This is a genomic window from Onishia taeanensis, from assembly GCF_013349955.1.
GTDB lineage: Bacteria > Pseudomonadota > Gammaproteobacteria > Pseudomonadales > Halomonadaceae > Onishia > Onishia taeanensis_B.
In genome coordinates, this window is the sequence record NZ_JABVXC010000004.1 from 183,432 (window position 1) to 206,936 (window position 23,505).

At 61.5% G+C, this 23,505-nt stretch carries 18 protein-coding genes; 11 read left to right on the top strand and 7 right to left on the bottom strand.

Annotated elements, in window-relative coordinates; translation table 11 throughout:
• Nucleotides 1-90: 90 nt before the first annotated feature.
• From ectB to gorA, 3 genes are all read right to left on the bottom strand, one after another.
• Nucleotides 91-1,356, bottom strand: coding sequence for a diaminobutyrate--2-oxoglutarate transaminase (ectB, locus tag HUS66_RS07290; protein WP_175070252.1), 1,266 nt, complete (start codon nucleotides 1,354-1,356; stop codon nucleotides 91-93).
• 128 nt (nucleotides 1,357-1,484) lie between these two features.
• Nucleotides 1,485-2,063 carry a diaminobutyrate acetyltransferase gene (ectA, locus tag HUS66_RS07295; protein ID WP_175070253.1) on the bottom strand — a complete coding sequence of 193 codons (579 nt, stop codon included), beginning with the start codon at nucleotides 2,061-2,063 and terminating at the stop codon, nucleotides 1,485-1,487.
• Nucleotides 2,064-2,347: 284 nt separating this feature from the next.
• Nucleotides 2,348-3,709, bottom strand: coding sequence for a glutathione-disulfide reductase (gene gorA, locus HUS66_RS07300; protein ID WP_175070254.1), 1,362 nt, complete (start codon nucleotides 3,707-3,709; stop codon nucleotides 2,348-2,350).
• Between the two features lie 148 nt (nucleotides 3,710-3,857).
• On the opposite strand from gorA, the gene can reads away from it, so the two are divergent.
• The 9 genes from can (at nucleotide 3,858) to HUS66_RS07345 (ending at nucleotide 13,923) form a co-directional block, all read left to right on the top strand.
• Nucleotides 3,858-4,514 (top strand): carbonate dehydratase, encoded by a 657-nt coding sequence (gene can / locus HUS66_RS07305; protein WP_175070255.1) that lies wholly within the window; start codon nucleotides 3,858-3,860, stop codon nucleotides 4,512-4,514.
• Nucleotides 4,515-4,689: 175 nt separating this feature from the next.
• Entirely contained in the window at nucleotides 4,690-6,264 is a 1,575-nt protein-coding gene (locus HUS66_RS07310) for an ABC transporter substrate-binding protein (RefSeq protein ID WP_175070256.1), read from the top strand.
• Nucleotides 6,265-6,372: 108 nt separating this feature from the next.
• Nucleotides 6,373-7,419: an ABC transporter permease gene (locus tag HUS66_RS07315; protein WP_175070257.1), complete on the top strand. Its 1,047-nt coding sequence runs from the start codon at nucleotides 6,373-6,375 to the stop codon at nucleotides 7,417-7,419.
• 26 nt (nucleotides 7,420-7,445) lie between these two features.
• A complete protein-coding gene (locus HUS66_RS07320; RefSeq protein ID WP_175070258.1) occupies nucleotides 7,446-8,381 on the top strand; it encodes an ABC transporter permease in 936 nt (311 codons plus the stop codon).
• A 10-nt stretch (nucleotides 8,382-8,391) separates the two neighbouring features.
• A complete protein-coding gene (locus tag HUS66_RS07325; protein WP_175070259.1) occupies nucleotides 8,392-9,414 on the top strand; it encodes an ABC transporter ATP-binding protein in 1,023 nt (340 codons plus the stop codon).
• Between the two features lie 80 nt (nucleotides 9,415-9,494).
• Nucleotides 9,495-10,490: an ABC transporter ATP-binding protein gene (locus HUS66_RS07330; RefSeq protein ID WP_254628746.1), complete on the top strand. Its 996-nt coding sequence runs from the start codon at nucleotides 9,495-9,497 to the stop codon at nucleotides 10,488-10,490.
• Nucleotides 10,491-10,566: 76 nt separating this feature from the next.
• A complete protein-coding gene (locus HUS66_RS07335) occupies nucleotides 10,567-11,475 on the top strand; it encodes a LysR family transcriptional regulator (protein WP_175070261.1) in 909 nt (302 codons plus the stop codon).
• Between the two features lie 35 nt (nucleotides 11,476-11,510).
• Nucleotides 11,511-12,815 (top strand): Xaa-Pro dipeptidase, encoded by a 1,305-nt coding sequence (pepQ, locus tag HUS66_RS07340; protein WP_175070262.1) that lies wholly within the window; start codon nucleotides 11,511-11,513, stop codon nucleotides 12,813-12,815.
• A 70-nt stretch (nucleotides 12,816-12,885) separates the two neighbouring features.
• Entirely contained in the window at nucleotides 12,886-13,923 is a 1,038-nt protein-coding gene (locus tag HUS66_RS07345; RefSeq protein ID WP_175070263.1) for a hydrolase, read from the top strand.
• Here the strand turns inward: HUS66_RS07345 and msrA are convergent.
• The 4 genes from msrA to HUS66_RS07365 all read right to left on the bottom strand — a co-directional run bounded on the left by msrA (nucleotide 13,904) and on the right by HUS66_RS07365 (nucleotide 21,349).
• Nucleotides 13,904-14,539, bottom strand: a complete 636-nt coding sequence (gene msrA, locus HUS66_RS07350) for a peptide-methionine (S)-S-oxide reductase MsrA (protein ID WP_175070264.1) — start codon at nucleotides 14,537-14,539, stop codon at nucleotides 13,904-13,906. The genes HUS66_RS07345 and msrA overlap by 20 nt on opposite strands.
• Before the next feature lie 65 nt (nucleotides 14,540-14,604).
• A complete protein-coding gene (gene tamB / locus HUS66_RS07355) occupies nucleotides 14,605-18,606 on the bottom strand; it encodes an autotransporter assembly complex protein TamB (RefSeq protein ID WP_175070265.1) in 4,002 nt (1,333 codons plus the stop codon).
• A gap of 21 nt (nucleotides 18,607-18,627) precedes the next feature.
• Complete coding sequence (gene tamA, locus HUS66_RS07360; protein ID WP_175070266.1) at nucleotides 18,628-20,499, bottom strand: autotransporter assembly complex protein TamA; 1,872 nt, start codon at nucleotides 20,497-20,499, stop codon at nucleotides 18,628-18,630.
• A 1-nt stretch (nucleotide 20,500) separates the two neighbouring features.
• Complete coding sequence (locus tag HUS66_RS07365) at nucleotides 20,501-21,349, bottom strand: hypothetical protein (RefSeq protein ID WP_175070267.1); 849 nt, start codon at nucleotides 21,347-21,349, stop codon at nucleotides 20,501-20,503.
• 312 nt (nucleotides 21,350-21,661) lie between these two features.
• On the opposite strand from HUS66_RS07365, the gene HUS66_RS07370 reads away from it, so the two are divergent.
• Together HUS66_RS07370 and HUS66_RS07375 are read left to right on the top strand one after the other, a co-directional pair.
• Nucleotides 21,662-22,240 (top strand): superoxide dismutase, encoded by a 579-nt coding sequence (locus tag HUS66_RS07370; protein WP_175070268.1) that lies wholly within the window; start codon nucleotides 21,662-21,664, stop codon nucleotides 22,238-22,240.
• Between the two features lie 174 nt (nucleotides 22,241-22,414).
• Nucleotides 22,415-23,491: an alcohol dehydrogenase family protein gene (locus HUS66_RS07375; RefSeq protein WP_217487945.1), complete on the top strand. Its 1,077-nt coding sequence runs from the start codon at nucleotides 22,415-22,417 to the stop codon at nucleotides 23,489-23,491.
• Nucleotides 23,492-23,505: the final 14 nt, after the last annotated feature.

Here is a 23,505-nt window from a genome sequence, read left to right on the forward strand (position 1 = left end):
GAACTTCCTCTGTTGGAATACTGATCAGGAACCCGGTTTTGCCGGGTTCCCATGGCGCTGCCATCACGTTATCGGGTGGCCGGCGTCGACTTAACCAAATACATGCTTGATGCTGGCTTCGACGATGTCCAGCCCTTCCAGCAAATCTTCGTCGCTGATGGTCAGAGGGCACAGGCATTTGATGGCCTGGCCGTCATGGCCACTGGTCTCGATGATCAGGCCGCGCTTGAAAGCTTCTTCAGTGATCTTGTCGGCAATGTCACCGGTACCCACGTCCAGGGCGCGCATGAGGCCACGGCCACGCTCGGAGGCCGGGATGCCCTTCTCGGTCAGCCAGGCTGCCAACTCTTGGAAGCGCTGTTCGACGATGCGGCCCTTGCGGATCACATCACGCTCAAGCTTGTCGTCGCTCCAGAACTCACGCATGGCTGCGGTGGCGGTAGCGAAGGCCAGGTTGAAACCACGGAAGGTGCCGTTGTACTGGCCGGGTTTCCACTTGTCCAGCTCGGGGCGCATCAGCACATGAGCGAACGGAAGGCCGAAACCGGACAGTGACTTGGAGTTGCAGACGATGTCCGGCTTGAGGCCGGCGTGCTCGAAGCTGAAGAATTTACCGGTACGGCCACAGCCGGCCTGGATGTCATCGACGATCAGCAGGATGTGATGGTCACGGCAGATCTGTTCGAGGCGTTTGAGCCACTCGATGCCGGCGGGGTTGATCCCCCCCTCCCCTTGTACGGTCTCGATGATGACGGCGGCAGGAATATCCAGGCCGCTGGAATTGTCACCAAGCATTTTCTCGAAGTAGTCGAGGGTGTCGACGCCTTCACCGAGGTAACCGTCGAAGGGCAAGAAGGCAGCGCCTTGTGTCGGAATGCCGCCGGTCGCTTCGCGGAACTTGCGGTTACCAGTAGTGGCCAGCGCACCCATGGTCACACCGTGGAAACCGTTGGTGAAGGTCACGATGTTGTGCCGGCCAGTGGCCACGCGTGCCAGGCGGATCGCCGCCTCGACGGCATTGGTGCCGGTCGGCCCTGGCAGGTGGATCTTATAGTCGAGGCCACGCGGCTTGAGGATCAACTCGTCAAGAGTTTCGAGGTACTCACGCTTGGCCTTGGTCCACATGTCCAGGCCGTGAACGATACCGTCATCGGCCAGATACTCCAGCATGGCCTGCTTGAGCTTCGGATGGTTGTGCCCATAGTTGAGCGTGCCGGCACCGGCCAGGAAGTCGATATACACCTTGCCGCTTTCATCCGTCAGGCGTGCGCCCTGCGCCTTGGTCAGCACGACCGGGAAAGAGCGTGAGTACGTGCGAACTTCTGATTCCATCTGTTCGAAAATCTGGGTCTGCATGTTGACCTCCTTGTGATGAATAGCGAGTAAATAGTGAGAAATATGGAGTAAAGGAAAATCTGGGCGCGACAGCATACAGCCCACTGCCAGTGGCTCCAGCAGGCTGTTGCAGAAATATGCGCGGGCGCTTAGATACGATCGGGCTGGAAGGGGCCGATACGTACGAGATTTTCCGGGTCGTGTTCGCCACCGAGCTGGTCAGTGGAAAAATATTCCCGGCTGTTGAGCGGTGCCTGCCAGCGATCTGCCAAGCGGGTAAAGAGGCCCCAGGATGCCGCATTGTCTGGGGTGATGGTCGTCTCGAGGTGGCGCACATCCACAAGTTCGGGGCGGCTCATCACGGCTTCGACCAGGCGACGGGCAAGCCCCGTGCCGCGTGCCTTCTCACCCACGGCGACCTGCCACAGAAAATAGGTATCCGACGCATTGCTCTTTACGTAGCCGGAGACGAAACCCACGATCTCGCCCTCTTCATTGGTGGCGACGGCGCAGCTATCTCGGAACTGGGTGGCCAGCAGCAGGTAGGCATAGGCGGAATTGACGTCCAGCGGTGGACACGCCTTGACGAGCTCGTAAATGCCCCAGCCATCGTCGGGATTCGGCTTGCGAATGAACAGAGATGTCTTGGCATTGCCCACTACGGCATCAGCAACGCTTGGTCGTGCTAGTTCGGCAGAAGTCGTGAAAGGCTGCGTCGGTACGTTCATAGATATGCTTCGCTATTGGCGAATTTGCGCATAAGCATAACAAAGGGTTATGACCAGATCAAAGGGGCCTTTATTACGATGCGCAAAATCCATAATTTAAGATTATGACCGCGCTGCAAGCCCTGCCTGGCGCGGCCTGCCAGCATGCAGACATTCAATTCCAGTTTAGCCCAGCTCAATCGCGACAGGTTCAACGTCGGCATACAAAAAGGCCATCCCGCATGCGGAATGGCCTTGAGCAAGCGCGTTCAGTAAAGGCGCGCGGGTAACATGAGCTTTATTGATCAGGTGCGTGTCACGCTGCGCATGGTGACGAATTCCTCGGCTCCGGTGGGGTGAATGCCCACAGTGGCGTCGAAATCGGTCTTGGTCAGGCCTGCACGAACGGCGATGGCGATGCCCTGAATCAGCTCGCCTGCCTCTTCACCCACCATATGGGCACCGAGTACCCGGTCGCTCGCATCATCAACGATCAGCTTCATGAGGCAGCGCTCGTCGCTTCCGGACAGGGTATGCTTCATCGGCTTGAAGTCGGCAGCATAGACGCGAATCGCCGCATACTTGTCGCGTGCTTCCTCTTCGGAGAGCCCCACGGTGCCGATATTGGGATGACAGAACACCGCCGTTGCGATGCTGGCGTAATCCAGAGGCTTGGGCGCGCTGTCGCCGAAATGGTGCTGAACGAGCTGCATGGCTTCTTCCAACGCAACCGGCGTGAGTTCCGGTCCGCTGGTGACGTCGCCCAGCGCCAGAATGGAAGGCGTCGAGGTTTCGAAGCGCTCATTGATCGCGATCTTGCCGTCGCGATCCAGGGCGATGTCGAGCTTGTCGAGCCCTAAGCCTTCAAGATGCGGCTTGCGGCCAGTGGCCGACAGCACAGCGTCGACCTCGAGGGTCTCGCCAGTGGTGAGGGTGACCCGGTAGGCGTCGCCGTCGGCATCGATACGTTCGATATTGGTCTCGAAGTGCAGGTTGACGCCCTTCTTGGCCATTTCATCGCGAGTGAACTCGCGAACCTCATGATCGAAGCCGCGCAGGAAGAGTTCTCCGCGATAGACCAGATGAGACTCGCTGCCCAGGCCGTTGAAGATGCTGGCGAACTCGACCGCGATATAGCCTCCGCCGAGTACCAGGAAACGCTCGGGAAAGCGCTCGAGGTCGAAGACCTGGTTGGAGTTGAGGACGTGCTCGTTGCCCGGGAAATCCGGAACCCAAGGCCAGCCGCCGGTGGCGACGAGAATCTTCTCGCTGCTGAAGCTCTCGCCATTCACTTCCACGTGGTTGGCGTCGGTCACCGTGGCGCGGCCATTGATCAGGCGCACGTCGGCATTATCGAGTAGCCGGCCATATATGCCGTTCAGCCGCTTGATCTCCTTGATTTTGTTGTCACGCAGTGTCGCCCAATTGAAGCGCGGCGCTTCCGGCAGCTGCCAGCCGAAGCCGGCGCTATCGTGAAAGGCTTCCTGGAAATGCGCGGCATAGGAGTAAAGCTTCTTGGGTACGCAGCCCACATTGACACAGGTGCCGCCAAGATAGCGGTCTTCCGCGATAGCGACACGGGCACCGGCGGCCGCGGCCGTACGTGCGGCGCGCACGCCGCCTGACCCTGCGCCAATGACGAAGAGGTCGTAATCGAACTGGGACACGATGTTCTCCTGAATACTGGAACCAAAAAACCGATGCGGGGATGATAACAGTGATGAACAGGTGCCGGGAGGTCTTGCGTTGACCGTCTGGCATCACAAGGGTACAAGACGCGCCCAATACAGCGGCCGCACCGAAGAGGGTTCGACGATGATGAATCAGATGAAGACACTACTGGAGCGCAATCGCGATTGGGCCGAGAGCGTCCAGAAAGAGGACCCTGGTTTCTTTGCGCGGCTCTCCGGCCAGCAGAACCCCGATTACCTGTGGATCGGCTGCTCGGATTCACGCGTGCCGGCCAACCAGATCGTCGACCTGCCGCCGGGCGAAGTTTTCGTGCACCGCAATGTCGCCAATCTGCTGCATCACAACGACATGAATGCCCTGTCCGTGGTGCAGTTCGCGGTCGATGTGCTCAAGGTCAAGCACATCATGGTCGTGGGACATTACGGCTGCGGAGGCATCAAGGCCGCCATGACAGGCGGGGAATGCGGCATCGTCGACTATTGGCTGCACAGCGTGCGCGAGCTCTACAGCCGCCACCGTAAAACTCTCGAGACGCTTCCCCTCGCAGAGCAGGTTGATCGCATGTGCGAGCTCAACGTCAAGGCGCAGGTCGACAACCTCTGTCGCACCAAGATTATTCAACGGGCCTGGCAACGTGGCCAGCCACTGGCCGTGCACGGCTGGGTCTATGGCTTGAATGATGGTCGCGTCACCGACCTCGAGTGCACCGTCGAAGGCCTCGATCAGGTGCCGCAGCTGTATCGCGTCGACCGCCTGGTACCTGCCGACCAGACGGATTGAAGCCCCCGAGTTGCCCTCTCATGCGCTGGCCGATTCAGCTAGTGAATGACGCCTGTCATAATTTCGATTGTCTGGTCCTCAAACGACTGTCTAAGGTGTTTAGAGCACTCGCTCCCCGCGAGGCTGCATAACAACGGCATGACACCGTCGATAACAACCACAATTGGGGACTTACATGATCTTTCGCAAAACTCTGCTGGCCACCGTGATCGGGGCCACCGCCGTGGGTGCTGCCCTACTGCCTGCCACTGCCAGTGCGGAAAACACCCTGCGCATGGCCTATGACGCCGACCCAGTATCGCTGGATATCCACGAGCAGCTCTCCGGCGCCACCCTTCAGCTGTCGCACATGACCTTCGACCCGCTGGTGCGCTGGACCCAGGATCTTGAGTTCGAGCCGCGCCTTGCCACATCCTGGGAACAGGTCGACGACACCACCATGCGCATGACGCTGCGTGAGGGCGTGACCTTCCACAGCGGCAACCCCTTCACCGCAGACGACGTGGTCTTCACCGTCGAGCGGCTGAAAGAGAGCTCTGACTTCAAGGCGATCTTCGCCCCTATCGACAGCGTAACAGCCATCGATGACACCACGGTCGAGTTCACCACCTCCAAGCCCTACCCGCTGCTGCTGAACCTGGCGACCTACATCTTCCCGCTGGACAGCCAGTTCTACAGCGGCACGGATGAGGACGGCGACCCCAAGGACGAAATCGTCAAGAACGGTAACTCCTACGCCTCTCGTCATATCTCAGGGACCGGTCCCTTCGAGGTGACCAACCGCCAGCAGGGCGTGCGAACCGACTTCGAGCGGTACGACGATTATTGGGACACCGACTCCCCGGGCAACGTCGACAAGGTGGTACTGACGCCGATTGGCGAAAACGCCACCCGCGTGGCCGCGCTACTCTCGGGCGACGTCAACTTCATCGCGCCGGTGCCGCCCAACGACCTGGACCGCATCCGCGACGATGAAGACGTCCAGTTGGTGACCATGTCGGGCACGCGGATCATCACCTTCCAAATGGACCAGAATCGCGTCGAGGCCTTCAAGGACCCGCGCGTGCGTCAGGCCTTTGCCTATGCCATCAACCAGGAAGGCATCGCCGACCGCCTGATGAAAGGCTTCGCCACTCCGGCAGCTCAGCTTTCACCGGCGGGCTATGCGGGCCATAACGACGAGCTCAGCCCGCGCTATGACGTGGAGAAGGCCAAGGAACTGATGGCCGAGGCAGGTTATGAGGACGGCTTCAGCATCACCATGATGGCGCCCAACAACCGCTACGTGAATGATGCCAAGATCGCCCAGGCCGTGGCTGCCATGCTGGCGCGCATCAACGTGACCGTCGACCTGAAGACACTGCCCAAGGCTCAGTACTGGGGCGAGTTCGACGACCGCGCCGCGGATATGATGATGATCGGCTGGCACGCCGACACCGAGGACTCCGCTAACTTCTACCAGTATCTCACCGAGTGCCCGGACCCCGACACCGGTGCTGGCCAGTACAACGCCGGCAACTACTGCAACCCGGAGATCGATGCCCTGGTCGCCGAAGCCAATGTCGAGGTCGACCTGGAGAAGCGTGCCGAGATGCTTCAGGCCGTGGAGAAGGCGCTCTACGACGATGCGGCCTTTATCCCGCTGCACTGGCAGGATCTGGCCTGGGCTTCGGCGCAAAACGTCGATATCGAGCCGGTCGTCAACGTCATGAACTTCCCCTATATCGGGGATCTAGTCATCGAGGAGTAATCCTCGCCTCCCGTGCCGGCCCTTGCGGGCCGGCGTTTGCCGATTCCGTTGTCATCGCACGGCCACTTGGCCGTGCGATGGGGACCGCCTGCCTACAGGACGCAATCCATGATTGCCTTTCTGATCAAGCGACTGTTCCACGCTTTCCTGGTGATGTTTGTCATCAGCGTGATCAGCTTCGCCATCCAGGACAACCTGGGCGACCCGATCCAGCAGATGGTTGGCCAGTCCGTGCCCGAAAGCGAGCGCGCGGAGCTGCGTGAAGAGCTGGGGCTAAACGACCCCTTCTTCGTCCAGTACCTGCGTTTCGCCAAGAACGCCGCCCAATTCGACTTCGGCTATTCATACATCTTCAATGAGCCGACCACTCAGGTGATCATGCGCCACCTCCCCGCCACCCTGGAGCTGGTAGCGGCGACCACTTTCCTGATCGTGCTGCTGTCAGTGCCGATCGGCGTGTACAGCGCCATCAAGCCCCGAGCCTGGCTATCGCGGGCCTTCATGGGTGTGTCGATCGTCGGTATCTCGATCCCGGTGTTCCTGACCGCCATCGTGCTGATTCAGCTGTTTGCCATTGGCGTCGACTTCACGCCCTTCCCTGCCGATACGGCCTGGGGCGCCTGGCTCAATGATCTGCTGTCGACCGACGGGGGCATGCCCGCCTATGGCCGCGGCAACCCGGTGCATGTGTTCGGCACTTGGGACACCAACTTCAGCTCCCTGGAAGGCCTCACCTACCTGGTGCTGCCCGCCATCTCGCTGGCTTCGATCATGCTGCCCCTGTTCATTCGCCTGATTCGGGCCGAGATGCTCGAAGTACTGCAGTCGGAATACGTGAAGTTCGCCCGTGCCAAAGGCATCTCGCTGCGCCGCATCTACTTCGTGCATGCGCTCAAGAACACCATGCTGCCGGTCATCACAGTGGGCGGGGTGCAGATAGGTACCCTGGTCGCCTACACCATCCTCACCGAAACGGTCTTTCAGTGGCCGGGCATGGGACTGATGTTCCTCGACGCCATCGAGCGCTCGGATATTCCGCTGATCGTTACCTATCTGATGATCGTCGGTCTGATCTTCGTGATCACCAACACCCTGGTCGACCTGATCTACGGCCTGGTCAACCCCACCGTCAAGCTCACCGGCAAGCCCGCCTGAGCCCTGCTGCCATGAGAGAGAACGCCATGAGTGACACAATCGTTCCCGGCAGGTGGGCACGCTTCCGCGATTCCTACCTGCTCTATAGCTTCAAGCGCGACCTGGTGGCCCAAGTGAGCCTGGTGCTCTTTGCCATGCTGATCTTCGCCGCCGTATTCGCCCCCTGGCTGGCGCCGGCCAACCCTTATGATCTCGCTCAGATCGATATTATGGCCTCGGAGCTTCCCCCCTTCTGGATCGACGGCGCCGACCCTCAGTACCTGATGGGCACCGATGCCCAGGGGCGTGATCTGCTGTCGACCATTCTCTATGGTCTGCGCGTCTCGCTGATCATCGGCTTCGGTGCCGTGCTGATGCAGGCCGCCATCGGTGTCAGCTTCGGTCTGATGGCCGGTTATCTGGGAGGGCGCGTGGATGCTTTCCTGATGCGTCTGGCCGATATCCAGCTGTCCTTCTCGACCCTGATGGTGGCGATCATCGTCGGTGCCCTGGTCAAGGCGATCTTCGGCGGTGCCACCTTCAGTGAATACGCGGTGCCGTTGCTGGTGCTGATCATCGGCCTGGCCGAGTGGCCGCAGTACGCCCGTACCGTGCGTGCCTCGGTATTGGCCGAGCGCAGCAAGGAGTACGTCGATGCTGCACGGGTCATGGGATTGAAGAGTCGGCGGATCATGTTTCGCCACATCCTGCCCAACACCCTGTCGCCGATCTTCGTCATCTCGACCGTGCAGGTCGCCAACGCCATCATCTCCGAGGCCGCGCTATCTTTCCTCGGGCTCGGCATGCCGGAGACGCACCCCTCGCTTGGCTCGCTGATCAAGTCGGGCTTCGATTACATTCAGTCGGGTTCCTGGTGGATCACGCTGATCCCCGGTGCGGTGCTGGTCATTCTCGTGCTGGTCATCAACCTGCTGGGCGACTGGCTGCGCGATGTCCTCAATCCACGTCTCTACAAGGGCTGAGGAGTCACCCATGGCACTTCTGGAAGTGAATAACCTCGACGTTCGTTTCGCCCTGCGCGGCGGCGACGTACGCGCCCTGCGCGACGTCTGTTTCAGCCTCGATCGCGGCGAGCGATTGGGGATCGTCGGTGAGTCCGGGGCAGGCAAGTCGGTCGCGGCCTTCAGCTTGTTGAACCTGATCGCCAAACCCGGCTATATCGCTGGCGGTAGCATCACCTTCGACGGCGAGGAGCTGTCGGGCATGAAGGATCGCGGCCTGCGACGCATCCGTGGCAACCGCATTTCGATGATCTTTCAGGATCCGATGATGACCCTGAACCCGGTGCTCTCGATCGGGGAACAGATGGTCGAATGCCTCAAGGCCCATCGCCGCATCTCGACTCGAGAGGCTCGGGCGATTTCCCTGCACAAGCTGAATCAGGTGCAGATCCCGTCACCGGAGACGCGCCTTGATCAATACCCCCACGAGCTTTCCGGCGGCATGCGTCAACGGGTGATCATCGCCATCGCTCTGCTACTCGACCCGGATATCATCATCGCCGACGAGCCAACCACTGCACTGGACGTGACCATCCAGGCAGAGATCATGGATCTGCTGCTGGAGCTGTGCGAGAAGCACAACGTGGGCCTGGTGCTCATCACCCATGATCTGGGCGTGGTCAGCCAGGTCACCCAGCGCATGCTGGTGATGTATGCCGGCCGAGTGATCGAGCAGGGCCCGACCCGCGAAATCATCAACGACCCGCAACATCCCTACACCCAGGGGCTGATCAATGCCTTGCCGCAGATGGCCACCCCTGGGTCACGGCTCAATCAGATTCCCGGCAGCATGCCTTCGCTATCGAACCTGCCCAGCGGCTGCGCTTTCCATCCGCGCTGTGGCTTCGTCAACGACGCCAACGGAGAGCCCCGCAAGGCCTGTCTCGACAAGGTTCCGGGGTTTGTCGATTCGGGTAACTGCCGGGTGGCCTGTCACATGGTCGCTGAGCTGGTCAATCAACAACAACGCGACTCGCGGGAGGAGATCCTATGACCGCCGCCGTGTCACAGCACGATCCCAAGGCGTCTGCGGCCCTCGCTGGCCACCGGGAAAACGATACCGCTGCACCGCTGATGGAGATTCGCAACCTCTACAAGCGCTTCTCGCTATCTGGCGACTTCCTCGAGCAGCTCAAGTTCAAGGGCGGCAAGCTGGTCCGTGAGCAGGAGCACGTGCATGCCATCAACGGCATCGATATCGACATCCGCCGCGGCGAAGCGCTTTGCGTGGTGGGTGAGTCCGGCTGCGGCAAGTCCACGGTGGCGCGCACCGTGATGGGGCTGCTATCGCCGAGTCAAGGCGAGATCCACTATGACGGACAGCGCGTCGATCACCTGTCCGCCAAGGAACTGCTGCCCTACCGTCGGCGTATGCAGATGATCTTCCAGAATCCCTACGCCTCGCTCAATCCGCGCATGACCATCCAGCAGACGCTGGAAGAACCGATTCGCCTGCACCACCCTGACTGGTCAAAGGAGCGCGTGCGTGACCAGGTGCGCGACGTCATGGACTCAGTGGGCATCGACCCTGACTGGGGCTCGCGTTTCGGCCATGAGTTCTCGGGGGGGCAGCGTCAGCGCATCGCCATCGCCAGAGCCCTGGCCGTGGACCCGGAGTTCATCGTCGCCGACGAGCCGATCTCGGCCCTGGATGTGTCGATTCAGGCCCAGGTGCTGAACCTGATGATGGAAGCGCAGCAGAAACGCAATCTGACCTACCTGTTCATCACCCACGATCTCGCCGTGGTCGAACACTTTGGCACACGGGTAGCGGTGATGTATCTGGGCATGGTGTGTGAAATTGCGCCCACCGGCACCCTCTTTGCGAAACCGCGACATCCTTATACCCAAGCCTTGCTGTCGGCGATTCCGCGACTGGAAGATGATCGCCCGCAGCATATTCGACTACAAGGCGAGGTACCGACCCCGGTTAACCTGCCATCAGGGTGTGTCTTCCATGGCCGCTGCCCGCATGCCAATGAGCGCTGCCGCCAGGAAGTGCCGGCACTGATCGATGTAGAGGATGGAGCCCGGGTTGCCTGCCATGGTGTAGAGGAAGGCCGTCTGTGAGTCATGAGGCGGCTCCTGCCGCCTCGCTTTGCTGCGCGGATAGACACGGTACGGCACCTCAGACGACAGGAATGCTATGGAATTACGATGGCTGGAAGACTCCATTGCCCTGGCCCGCACGCGACATTTCTCGCGGGCTGCGGATGAGCAGAATGTCACCCAGCCAACCTTCTCCCGCCGCATCAAGCTGCTCGAGGAGGAGATGGGAACGACGCTGATCAACCGCCAGACCCTGCCATTGTCGCTGACGCCGGCAGGCGAGGAGTTTCTTGCGCTGTGCGAGCAGACCACCGAGCGGTTACGCATTACCCGTGATCGTATAACGCGCCTCAATGAAGCGCAGTCACGCCGATTATTGCTGGCGGCCCCTCAAAGCCTGCTATCGCACTTCTTGTCCGGCTGGCTGGAGGAGATGGGACAGCCGCCCCTACAACCTTACCTACGCGCCACCGGTTGGCTGGCCGCCGACTACTTCCAGGCGCTGGAGCGCGGCGAGTGCGACCTGGCGGCCTGCTACTGGCCGAAGGGGCGCACGCCCCTGGAACTCGATATGACGCCCTTCGAGCACCGGGTCATCGGCGCCGAGCGGCTGGTGCCGGTCACCATCCCCGACGGTTTCGGGCAACCCCGCTTCACGCTGCCGGGGGAGAGGCGCGCTCCCCAGCCGCTGATTGCCTATCACGCTCGTGGGTTGATGCAGGCAGCGATCGAGGATCACCTGCTTCGCCAGCCCCAGGCCTGCCACTTCAACGTGCTGACCGAGAGCATTCAAAGCAGCAACGTCAAGGAACTGGTATGCCTGGGCCATGGGCTTGGTTGGTTACCCGAGCGAGTCGCGCGTGACGTCCTGGAAACGGGGCAACTGATGCGCGCCGGCGCGTCTCACTGGGATATCGCGCTTGAAGTGAGGCTTTATCGGCATCGCGAGGCCCACCAAAGCGGTCTCGAGAACTTCTGGTCGACCCTTGATGCGCCGGCGGTCTGATTCGATCCTTATGGACACCCAAGATGAGTGACATCATGAAAGAGACGCTTGAACACAAGCAGCTTGCCCACCTCGAGGCACTCCAGGCCGCCTACGACCGTCTGCTGGCGACACATGGCTTCGATGGCGCATTGATCTATAGTGGCCATCCGCAGCGTCATTTCGCCGACGATCAGCACGCGAGCTTTGCCACTTACGGCCATTTCATGCACTGGGTTCCCCAGCAGGGCCTGGCTCACAGCTGGTTGCTGGTGCGTCCAGGACAACGGCCGAGACTTCAGCTGCATGCACCCACGGATTTCTGGCATCTGGGCACCGAGCTGCCCGAGGAGGCTTGGGTCGACGCCTTTGCCGTAGAGCCCGTGGCCACGTCAACTCCCCCTAGCCTGCCTGCCGGTCGCTATGCCGTCCTTGGCGACGTCGGTGCAGATACCGCCAGCGCTCTCGGCGCCGAGCTCAACCCGCCGGCATTGACGCAAGCCCTGGACGAGGGGCGCGTGCGGAAAAGCGCTTATGAGATCGACTGTCTGCGCGAGGCGAATCGACGTGCCGGACTCGGTCACCGTGCCGCTCGCGACGCCTTTTTCGACGGCGGCGCCGAACTCGATATCCAGCTCGCCTACCTGGGGGCCAGTCGTCAGCGCGAATCGGATCTGCCCTATCAAAGCATCGTCGGCGTCAATCAGCATGCTGCCGTGTTGCACTATCAGCACTATGCGCTGGCAACTGCCGCTGATCATCACAGCCTGCTCATCGATGCCGGGCATCGTTACCGTGGCTACTCGGCCGATATCACCCGCACCTGGGCCGGTGGCGATGCCAGCGACGCCTTTGCCGGCCTGATCGAAGGCGTGACCACGATCCAGCAGAACCTGATTGGGGATATGGCGCCCGGCGTCGACTATCCAACGCTGCATGCCCGCATGCACCAAGGGTTGGGGGCGCTACTCGGTGAGCTGGGCATGATTCGTTGCAGCGCGTCGGCGGCCGTTGAACAGGGCATTACCCGAGCTTTCTGTCCCCATGGGCTGGGGCACCTGCTGGGCCTTCAGGTTCATGATGTGGCCGGTCGACAAAGCGCTGATGGAGTGGCCTTACCGCCGCCTGCCGAGCACCCGGCGCTGCGGCTGACGCGAACGCTTGAGGCCGGCATGGTGGTGACCATGGAGCCGGGGTGCTATGTGATCCCGATGCTCCTGGACCCGCTTCGTGAGGCGCCTGCTGGAAGCGAGATTGATTGGGCCACCGTTGAGGCACTGGCTCCCCATGGTGGAGTGCGTATCGAGGACAATGTGCTGGTGACCGATCAGGGGGGCGAGAACCTGACACCGGTCATTTGACCCGCGAGAAGTGTTGCAGCATCCCTCAGGCACGATAAGCTTGGGGGTATCCCCCACTCGCGAGGCAGGCATGTCACGCACCATCGTTCCCGCCGACTTTCGCCCTGCCAGAGGGCTTGCCAATCGCCACCTGCAGACGTTACTGCCGCGGATGTTGCCTGCACCGCGCTTGGCTTTCGAAACGGAGGTCGTCAATCTGCCGGACGGCGATTTCGTGGAATTGGCCTGGGGGCTACCGCCCCCCGTGGCAGAAGACGCTCCGCTGTTCATCCTCTTCCATGGCCTGGAAGGGTCGGTCGAGTCCCCCTATGCCAAGGGGCTGATGGCTACCGCCGCGCGGCTTGGTTGGCGAAGCGTGTTGATGCACTTTCGTGGCTGCGGCAAGGCCCCCAATCGCCTGCCCAGGGCGTACCATAGCGGCGATACCGCCGATGCCTACTGGGTGCTCGGCCAATTGGCGAAGCGCTACCCCAAGGCCCTGAAAGTTGCCGCTGGCGTTTCGCTGGGCGGCAACATGCTGACCAAACTGGTGGCCGAGCAGGGAGGCGATGGCCTCGACTTGGCCGGTGCTATCGTCATTAGCGCGCCACTGGACCTCGCCGCCAGTGCCGATGCACTGAATCGTGGCTTTGCCAAAGTCTATCAGCGCCACCTGCTCAAGGATCTAAAACGCAAGATTGCGGCAAAAATGCGTCTTGAGCCCATGCCGATCGCCCTGAACCCGCATCAGCTCAAAGAGCTCGATACCTTCTGGGCTTACGACAATGAGGTGACGGCACCGCTGCATGGTTTCAGTTCCGCCAGCGACTACTATGCCCGGGCATCGGCGGGGCGCTTGCTTGGCAATATCGAGCTACCGATGCTGATGTTGCATGCTGCCGACGATCCCTTCATGCCCGGCGATCTGTTCGAGCGCCTCCCCACTCCCGCGGATTCCGTCAGAGTCGAGATCGCCCGCCATGGCGGGCACGTCGGTTTCATCGAGTGCCGTCATGGTCGGCCAAGCTCCTGGCTGATGCGCCGCGTGGCCAGGCAGCTCAACGACTGGGCCTCGGCAGGCGCAGCGACTCACTGGCCCACCTTCGTGGCTAGCCGGTCGGACAACTGACGCCGGTTCCCTTCAGACCGCAATAGCCATTGGGATTTTTTGCCAGATACTGCTGGTGATACTCCTCGGCGTAATAAAAGGCCTCCAGCGGCGCGAGCTCGGTCGTGATCTCTCCCCCACCGGCATCCTTCAAGGCGTGCTGATACTGCTCGCGACTCTGCTCGGCCGCCTGGCGCTGAGACTCGCTGGTCGCGTAGATCGCCGAACGGTACTGGGTGCCGATATCATTGCCTTGACGCATGCCCTGAGTGGGGTCGTGGGCTTCCCAGAAGACACGCAGCAGACTCTGCAACGAGATAACGGCCGGGTCGTAGACCACCCGCACTACCTCGGTATGGCCCGTCCAGCCGCTGCAGGTCTCTTCGTAGGTCGGGTTGGGCGTATAACCGCCGGCATAGCCGACGGCCGTGACCAGGACGCCGGGCAACTCCCAGAACAGCCGCTCGGCGCCCCAGAAGCAGCCCAGACCCAGCACGATGTCTTCACTGCCTTCCGGAAACGGCGGGCACATGGAGGCGCCGTTGACATGATGGATACCGCTAATGCTCAGCGGTGTGTCGCGCCCCGGTAGAGCCCGTTCCGGGCTGACGGGTTGCTGTTTATCGGCATGGCGCATGATGGGCTCCTTGAGATGACGAAAGACCTTATGAAAGACCTTGTGAAAAAGTGAGAGCAACCGGCTCATTGCCTGGCGTCCGCCTTGCCGAGACTGAAGCTATATACCAGATCAACGGCCTGGGCGGCACCCGACACTGCCTGAAGGTATAGGTTGCGCCACAGGGTATAGCGCAACGTCAGTTCGGCGATCGGTTCGAAGACACCGACACCATAGCTGACACGTAGATCGTCGCTGAGTTGCCCGCTAACCACGACTTCTGACTCATCACCGCTGCCGGCCGTATCGAGAGCCAGGTCGCCAATGCCAAAGACCTCGCCGACCTGGCCTATGGCACCGCCGGTGCGGGACAGAGACAGCCCGATCAATGCCGACGTCAGAGCACTGTTGTCGGATTCGGTATCATTGGGCGCGCGCCCCCGCAGCAGATAGGACAAGGCTCGAGACTCTTCCATGGCGGGCTCGGAGAACACCGATAGGCTAGGCGCCGATGCGGATCCGGAGACTCGCAGACCGGCGATCACGCCGTCCTGAGTCTTGTCTTCGTTGCGAATTGCCTCGAACTGCAACAGCGGTTGATCGGCGGGCCCGCTGAACAGGAGTTGGCCCTGTCGGATTCTCAAGTCCTGACCATAGGCGCGGAAGCGGCCGCCTACCAGGCTGACTTCGCCGAACAGCTGAACGGGGCCGCTGCTCTGGCGAACCTGCAGGCGGCCGTCCAGGCCGGTTTCCAGGCCATAGGCCTTGAGATCCATATCAGGGCCCAGCACCAGCTCGACCTGGATGCTGGTGGCCATACCCGCCGAGGCCAGAGCGTCGGCGGTATCCTCGCCGGCGCCGGCCTTCTCGGCCCGTGTCGCCTCACGACGCGCCCGGCGTTCGTCACGCCGGGTGATGATGACCTCATCAGGGCTCGGGCTGGTCGCCGATGGCGGAATCTGGCCGATCTCCAGCCGCGCCCAGGGTACCTTGACCTGGCCGCGCACGCTGAGCCGTTCGGGCCGCACATCGACTTGGAGATCCGGGGCGATTCGCAGCCGGCCAATATCGGCTATATCCAGCTGCAATGGCTCTTCCTGCCCATCGAGCGACATCGCCAGTTCCCACTCATCGAGGCTTGGCCAGCGGGCGTCACCCTGAATGTCCAAGCGCCCTCGTTCGCTACGGATCACCCCTTCTATCTGGCCGCTGTCGCCACGCAGACGCACCGTCAGTTCGCCATCTCTCACCTCGAGCGGAATACCGCTGCCCTTCGCTTGCAGCGAATCGAGCGTCAGGTTGCCGGTCAGGGTGGGCAAGGCCAGGGTGCCGCCCACCGCAATATCGCCATTCAGACTACCCTCGAGGGTTTCCATATCGCCAGCCAGGGGCTGATAAGGCGAGAGCTGCAGGCTCTGGAGCCGCAGACGCCCGTCCAATGCTCCTTGCCCTTGGGGGTCGTCGATACGCAGCGTCAGGTTGACGTTGCCGCCTTGCTCGAGTTCGAGATCCAGCTCGGCATTGGCGGCCTGAGGGGTGGCATTGGCGGTCAGCTTCAACTGGGTGGTGGGCAGCGTGACGGCCTGGCCAAAGGCATTCTGGGCCTCGATGTCCAGGCGGCTATCGAGGTTGGCATCCAGCGACCAGCTGGTGCCCTGATCCTGCCAGGCGACCACGACCTCGGCGTTGTTATCACCGCTTGCCTTCCAGCCAACCGGCAGAGAAGGCTCCAAGAGGGCCATGGGCAGCTCCGTGAGCTGCAGCCTGGCCCGCCCTTGCTTGGCAGAGGCATCGATGGGCTGGGTGCTGCACAGACGCCCGCCTTCCTCTCGGACCAGGCAAAACGGCGAGAGACTGACTGCGGACTTGGCGATGTCGACATCGAAGCTCAGGGCCTCGTCCAGGCGCAGCGTGCCGGCATCCGCGTCGACCTCCAGCGGCATCAGTTGCCCCTGGTATCGGTCGCCGTCGGCGTTGAGGCCGCCCTCCAGGGTGAGGCCAGCCCGGGACAGCGGCATGCCTCGCCCGGCCGTTGCCTCGAGGGTCAGCCGATGCTCGGACAAGCGGCCGTCGAGCCCGAGCGTCAGGCGCGAAAACCGCTGACCGCCGGCGTCTAGGCGCTCTGCCTCCAGGGTGAGATCAAGCTCTGGATCCTCGAGCCCCTGCGTACGTGCCCGCAGGTTCAGGGTACCCAGGCGGTTTTCGGCAAAGACCAGACGTTCGCCGCTCAGGTCCAGCGCCAGAGTCGGCGTGTCCAGGCTGCCGCCAAGCTGGAAGTCGCCCTGCAGGGTGCCGCCAAGCTCCGGTGACAGGGCATTGAGCCCCGACGCCTGCAGCGAGCCGGATAGATCCATCTGATCGCCGATCTGACCCTCTGCGGTCAGGCGGTTCTCGCCCTGGCGCAGGTCGAGCTGCTTGATGTTCCAGCGCATATCGCTATTGCCGCTGAGGCTGCCCGACACAGAGACCGGCAAGTCATTGAGGGTGCCGTCGATGGCAAGCTCCGGAATGCCGAGTCGCCAACCATCGTTTGCCTGCACGAAGCTCAGGGTGGCATCGCCGTCCAGACGGCCAGCCACGGCACTGGTGTAGGCGCCGGGATCGAGTCCGTCCAGATTGATGGTGGTATCGAGTGTCAGTCCATCCGCCCAGTTGACCTTGCCCCGGCTGATCAGGGCGCCCTCGCCGCTCTTCAGCGATAACGGTAGCCAGGCAAAGTGTTCGGCGTCGCCGGTCCCCGTCGCTGCCAGCCGAGTGGGCGCCACCGCCGGTCCCGAGGCCTCGGCCGACAGGGCCAAGCGATAGTCGAGCAGGCTGCCGTTCAGGCGCGCCCTGAGGTCAGTCAACCGGTAAGGCTGCCCCTTGTTTCCCGCACCTGACGGTGTATCAGCGCTGGGCGCCGCACCGGACAAGGGCCATTGCAGAGCATCGGACTCTAGCTTGAGCTCAAACGGCAAGGTGGGAGCCAGAGCATCGAGACTGGCGTCGAGCTGCGCGGTCGCGGGCCCCTTGGCGGAAAGCGATATCTTCAAGTCGGCCAGGCTGCCGTCAAGACGCAGGTCGAGCCGTTCGCCGGCAAGCGCCGGCATAGCGGCTAGCTGCTTGACCTGGGCATTGAGACTCGCCTCGAGCGGATAGTCATCACGCAGCGTGATATTGGCCTCGAGGCGGGCGTCGGCTTCAGGCATGGCAAGGGTCAGGGGCGATATCTCGATATCGCTGCCCTGTCCTGACAGGCTCAGCGCCAGACGATCGATGTGATAAGCGCTCGGCCCGGTGAGTGCGGCATCCTCGATGACGAGGCTCGGCACCTCGATGGCAAGCGGCAGTGTGATGGCCGGCAAGGCGAGACGCTCGCGCTCGGCAAGCGGGACAGCGGTCTCACTCGCTGTCGTTGCATCGCGTGCCACCGGTGGTATCTGCCGGGCTACCTTGCCCGCACCGTCGATCGCACCGGCGCTCAGCGACGAAGGCGTACGGTCCGCGTTATCCAGGGCCAGGGCCTGGCCTTCGCTGGAAGGCAACCTCAGCCGCATGCCGGACAGCGTGGTGGGTGACAGGGTCAAGGTGCCAGCGTCCAGTGAAGCGCCGGTCTGGAAATGCGACCACGTCAGGTGCGTGCCATCGGCAAGACGCAGGTCGACATCATCAAGCAGGATGTCACGCAGCTCGATGGGGAATGGCACGTTGATCGTCGGAGCGGCTCCGCTCTCGGAAGTGGGCTGATCCGGCTCACCTGCCTCGCTGGCGGCAAGGCGAATCCGCGCCCCGGTGACGCCTAGACGGTCGAGGCACAGCTTGCTGTCGAGTAGGCAGTCGTCTGCCCAGACGAGCTCGAGGCGCTCGACGTCGATGCTGGCCGGCCCTGCCTCGAGAGCAAGGCCGTCTATCACCAGATGATCCAGCGGGGCTCCCGAGGCGTCACGATAGGTGAAGAAGCCTCTCGACTGTCCCTGTTCCAGCAGCAGCCCAGTCCCCCAGGGAGAGAGTGCCAGCCCCATCGCGAGTATAACCAGGCCGATCAGCCATATGGGCAACCACAGCAGTAATCGCAACAGCGCCCGGCCCCATGCCTTGCGTATGTTCATTCCGGTCTTGTCCCTTCCGGTTTAGAGCTCCGGGCCAATGGAGAAGTGAATGCGATAGGCGTTGTCGGGGTCATCCAGGGGATGCGCCACATCGAAACGAATCGGGCCCACCGGGGAAATCCAGCGCACCCCGAGACCCGCCCCCGTCTTCAAGTCAGGGGCTCCCCAGGCATCGAAGGCGTTGCCGGTATCGACGAAGGCCGCGCCCCACCAATCACCAGTGACCCGGCGCTGGGCCTCTAGGCTGGCCGTAAACAACTGCTGACCACCGGTCAGTTCGCCATCCGCGTTTTCAGGCGACAGACTTTCGTAGCCATAGCCACGCACGCTGCTATCGCCACCGGCGAAGAATCGCAGCGACGGGGGGATCTTGTCGAAGTCATTGGTTTCGATGGCCCCCATGCCCACGCGGCCAACGAAACGATTATTGTCGCCGAGCATGCGAATCCACTGGGTATCGAGCGTGCCCCGCAGGAAGGTAGCATCAGACCCCCAGGCGGTGTCGGAATAGGCCAGCGACAGACGCTGGCGGTCTCCCCAGGTTGGAAAAATCGGGTTGCGGCTGCGGGTGCGTGACCAACTGATGCCGGGGTAATACAGCAGTACCTGATCGTCTTCACTGGCCTGTGTGAAGTCTTCGTAAGTCGTGCGCACGAACACATCCTGGGTCCAACCGTTGTCGAACTTCCAGCGCCGAGACACTTCCGTCGAGATCTCCAAGCTCTGGGTATCCTCGTTGTCGACCTGTTGAAAGCCGTAGTCGATGCGGTAGCTGTCGCGCAGCGGGTTCTCGAGCGGGATCTGATATTCGCCGGAGAACTCCTGTTCGGGCGCGGAAAGGAAAAGCTCATTGGTCAGGCTGTGGCCCGCGCTGTTCAACCAGGGCTGCGTCCAGGACAGCCGAGTGCGGGGCCCCACGTCGGTGGCATAGCCAATCCCCACCTCGAAGCGATGCCGATCGGCAGGTACGACGGTGACGTCGACCGGCACTTCATGGCGCGGGTCCGGGAAAAGGCGGTCGGCGGCGATCAACGCGACTTGCTCGATGCGGCTGGCTGCGGCCGATTCGGTCTCGGCGACAGCATCCTCGAGTCCTGCTTCTTGCCACCAGGGCGAGGGAGATCGCTTCGAGGGCGGTTCCAGTGCTAGATCAGAGGCGGTATCCAGCCGAGGGCGCACACTGATCGAAGAAAACCAGTTGCTCTGCGACAAGCGCTGATTGTACTGAGCCAGTTGGCCGGCCAGGTAGGGGTCGGCAGACGCGAAGGGCAGCATCCTGCGCAGACGGTCTTCATCGATCTGGCTGCCCTTGATGACGATATCTCCAAAGCGGTAGCGAGGGCCGCTATCAAACGTCAGATAGATACGCGCACTCTGTTCCCAGGGACGCACCTCCATGCGTCGCTCCGGAAAATCCGCATCGAAATAGCCCCTCTGCAGAGACAGTGACGACAGTTTGCTGCGCAGGCTGTCGTAGGAGGCATGCACCAGCGGTTCACCAACGGCGAGTCCAGGGTCGGCAAGGACGCTATCGAAGGCTTCATCCTGCTCGGCGTCGCCGGTTACGTTCAGTTCCAGCACGGTAACCTTGACCCGCTCACCCGGTGTGATGGAAAGCTCGGCTCCATCGATGGGATCACCCGTGAAGCGGATCTCGACATTGGGCTCGTAATAGCCATACACACGCATGGCTTCAAGCGTCTGATTGCGCACCTTGGCCATCAGGCGCTCTTCGCGGTACTGGGAGGCCTCGATGGCGTCGAGATAGAGCACGACATTCTCAGCGGCTTGGCCGTCCAGACCGTCAATCTCCACGTCCAGGGCCTGGGCAATGGGCGCTGCGGTAATGCCAATGCTCAAGACGCACAGTCGCCATCCAGGGCTCCAGCGCATCTTAGCGACTCTCCAGCGATTCCAGCTGGGCGCTGATGGCCAGCTGCGACTGTCGCAGTTCGGTCAGTTGGGCACGATAATCATCGAGACGCTTCAGCAAGGCCTCTCTCGACGTGGCTGCCTCGTCTCGGTTCGTCGCGAGCTCATCGAGGCGTTCCGTCAGAGCGTCCTGGTCGGTCTCGAGCGAGCGCGTCGAGCTCATCAGCGAAGCGGAAACCACTTCCTGAGCGGACTGGCGCTGTTCAGTTTGCGCAAGCTTGGCTGCGACCTCGTCCAGGCGATCATCAAGCGTCGTCGTGTCGCCCTTGATCACGTCCAGGCGCGCGGCCAGGGCCGCCCGGGCATCATTGCCGTTGTTCTCGAGGGCATCCAGCGAAGTGCCAATGGCATCCAGTGCCGCTTTGAGATTGTCCTGACGCTCGGCTTGCGCGTTCAGGCGCGCGATGAGCGCCTCACTGTCATCGCTGCCGGAAAGCGTGTCGCGAAAGTCCGTCAGTTGGGTTTCCTGTTCGTTGAGCCGCTGCACCAGCTGGCCTTGCTCTTCGCCGAGGGCATCCAGAGCATTTTCGAAACGTTCTAGATTGCTGCCGCGGTTGGCATCGAAACCATCGAAGCGCGCGTGCACGTTGGATAGCTGACCCTGCAACTGACGGAGCTCCTTCTCGAGGTTGAGACGCTCCTGCCAAGCCAGATAGCCAAATCCGCCAAGGGCTCCCGCCAGCAGCAAAATCAGGCACCAGAGTGGCCACAGTCTCGGTGCTGGCGGCGTGTAGCGAGCCTGGCCGCCTAGGCTGGCATTCACATCCGGGACGATGTGGGTCAGGCGCTCTTCCTCAGGGCGCTCGGCCATAGGTGACTCCTTGCCAGGTAGAGAATGTAAAAAGAAAGTGAGGCCGGAGTGGCCACGATTGAGGCATAAACCTCGATCATTGGCGAGCATACCCCAGAGTGCTATGATGAGGCGACACTACATAGGCGCAGATGCTTGGTATCGTAAGGTTTTTTTGCCATATACGCACCTTCTTGGCATGCCTTTGGCATCTCGTTAAAGGTTCGGGATCCGCCCTGACGAATTGGACTCCCGCTCCTTGAATTATGTTTTTGAGGGCTCCAGTACTTGAGTGGATGTACCTCCCCTTGACCGACGAGGAGTAAGTAAATCATGGCATTCGAACTACCCGCCCTGCCGTACGAAATGAACGCGCTTGAACCGCACATTTCTGCCGAGACGTTGGAATATCACTATGGCAAGCATCATCAGACCTATGTGACCAAGCTCAACCAGATGACCGATGGCACCGACGATGCCAACAAGTCACTGGAAGAGATCATCAAGTCTTCCTCCGGCGGCCTGTTCAACCAGGCAGCTCAAGTCTGGAACCACACCTTCTACTGGCACTGCCTGTCGCCGAATGGTGGCGGTGAACCGACCGGTGCACTGGCCGATGCCATCAACGCCAAGTTCGGCTCCTTCGAAGAATTCAAGGAAGCCTTCAACGCCAAGGCGGCTGGCAACTTTGGTTCCGGCTGGACCTGGCTGATCAAGACCGATGACGGCGGCGTAGATATCGTCAACACCGACGATGCCGACACCCCGGTTGCTCACGGCCAGACGCCGCTGCTGACCATCGATGTGTGGGAACACGCCTACTACATCGACTATCGCAATGCCCGTCCCAAGTATCTCGAAAACGTGTGGAAGATCCTTAACTGGGATTTCGTTGCGCAGAACTTCGCGTAACTTTTGTTTCGGACGTAGGTTCAGGACGTAGGTTCAGGACGTAGGTTTTGGACTTAGGTTCCGGACTTAGGTTTCGACAAGCCCATCTCACGGGATGTGCTATGCGTCAAAGCCCCCGCCATCGGCGGGGGTTTTTTGGTTCTTAAGCGCTTGATACAGATAACGGAGCGGCTCATGAGCGACATGATGAAAGCGGTAGTGACTACCGGTGCCGGCGAATATGACAAACTTGATTATCGAGAGGTCCCTGTTCCGACACCCGGGCCGGGCGAAGTATTGATCAAGGTGCTGGCGGCAGGTATCAACAATACCGAAATCAACACGCGCCTGGGCTGGTATTCGTCTTCTGTGACGGCTTCCACCGACGCTATGGCCGGGAGTGATAGCGATGACGCCATCGATGATGGTGGGTGGAACGCGCAAACCCCCTTCCCTTTCATTCAGGGTACCGATTGCTGTGGCATCGTGGTGGAAGCGGGACCGGATGCCGACGCGGGTATGCTCGACAGACGGGTGCTGGTGCGCTCCTGTATGCGCAAGCACGGTTTCGATCGCTGGGATAATCACTGGATGGGCTCGGATTTCGATGGAGCCTTTGCCCAGTTCGTCAAGGTTCCAGCCAGCGAGGTCTTTGCGGTCGACTGCGACTGGACAGATGCCGAGCTAGGCAGCCTTCCCTGCGCCTACGGTACCTCGGAGAACATGCTGATTCGGGCGGGGCTCTGCCGGGGAGAGACGGTATTGATTACTGGCGCCTCGGGTGGCGTGGGATCGGCCACCGTGCAACTGGCGAAGCGTCGTGGTGCCACCGTGGTGGCGGTCGCCCACGCGAGCAAACACGCAAAACTCAAGGCCATCGGCGCCGACCATCTCTTTGACCGCGACGCTGACCTGCTGGCCGAGCTCGGTGCCGAGTCAGTGGACCTGGTAGTGGACAACGTGGCAGGCGAGCACTTTCCGGTCATGCTGAAGCTACTCAAGCGTGGCGGTCGCCTGGTATCATCCGGAGCCATTGCCGGCCCAGTGGTCACGCTGGATATGCGCGAGCTCTACCTCAAGGATGTGCGGCTGATCGGCACGACCGCCTGGGCCGAACAGGTGATACCGAATCTGGTGCGCTATATCGAGCGTAACGAGATACGCCCTTTGGTCGCCAAGACCTTCGCCTTGAGCGATATCGTCGCCGCCCAGCAGGAATTCCTGACCAAGCAGCATGTCGGCAAATTCGTGCTACTGCCCTGGCAGGATTGAGGCTGACAGTGGCC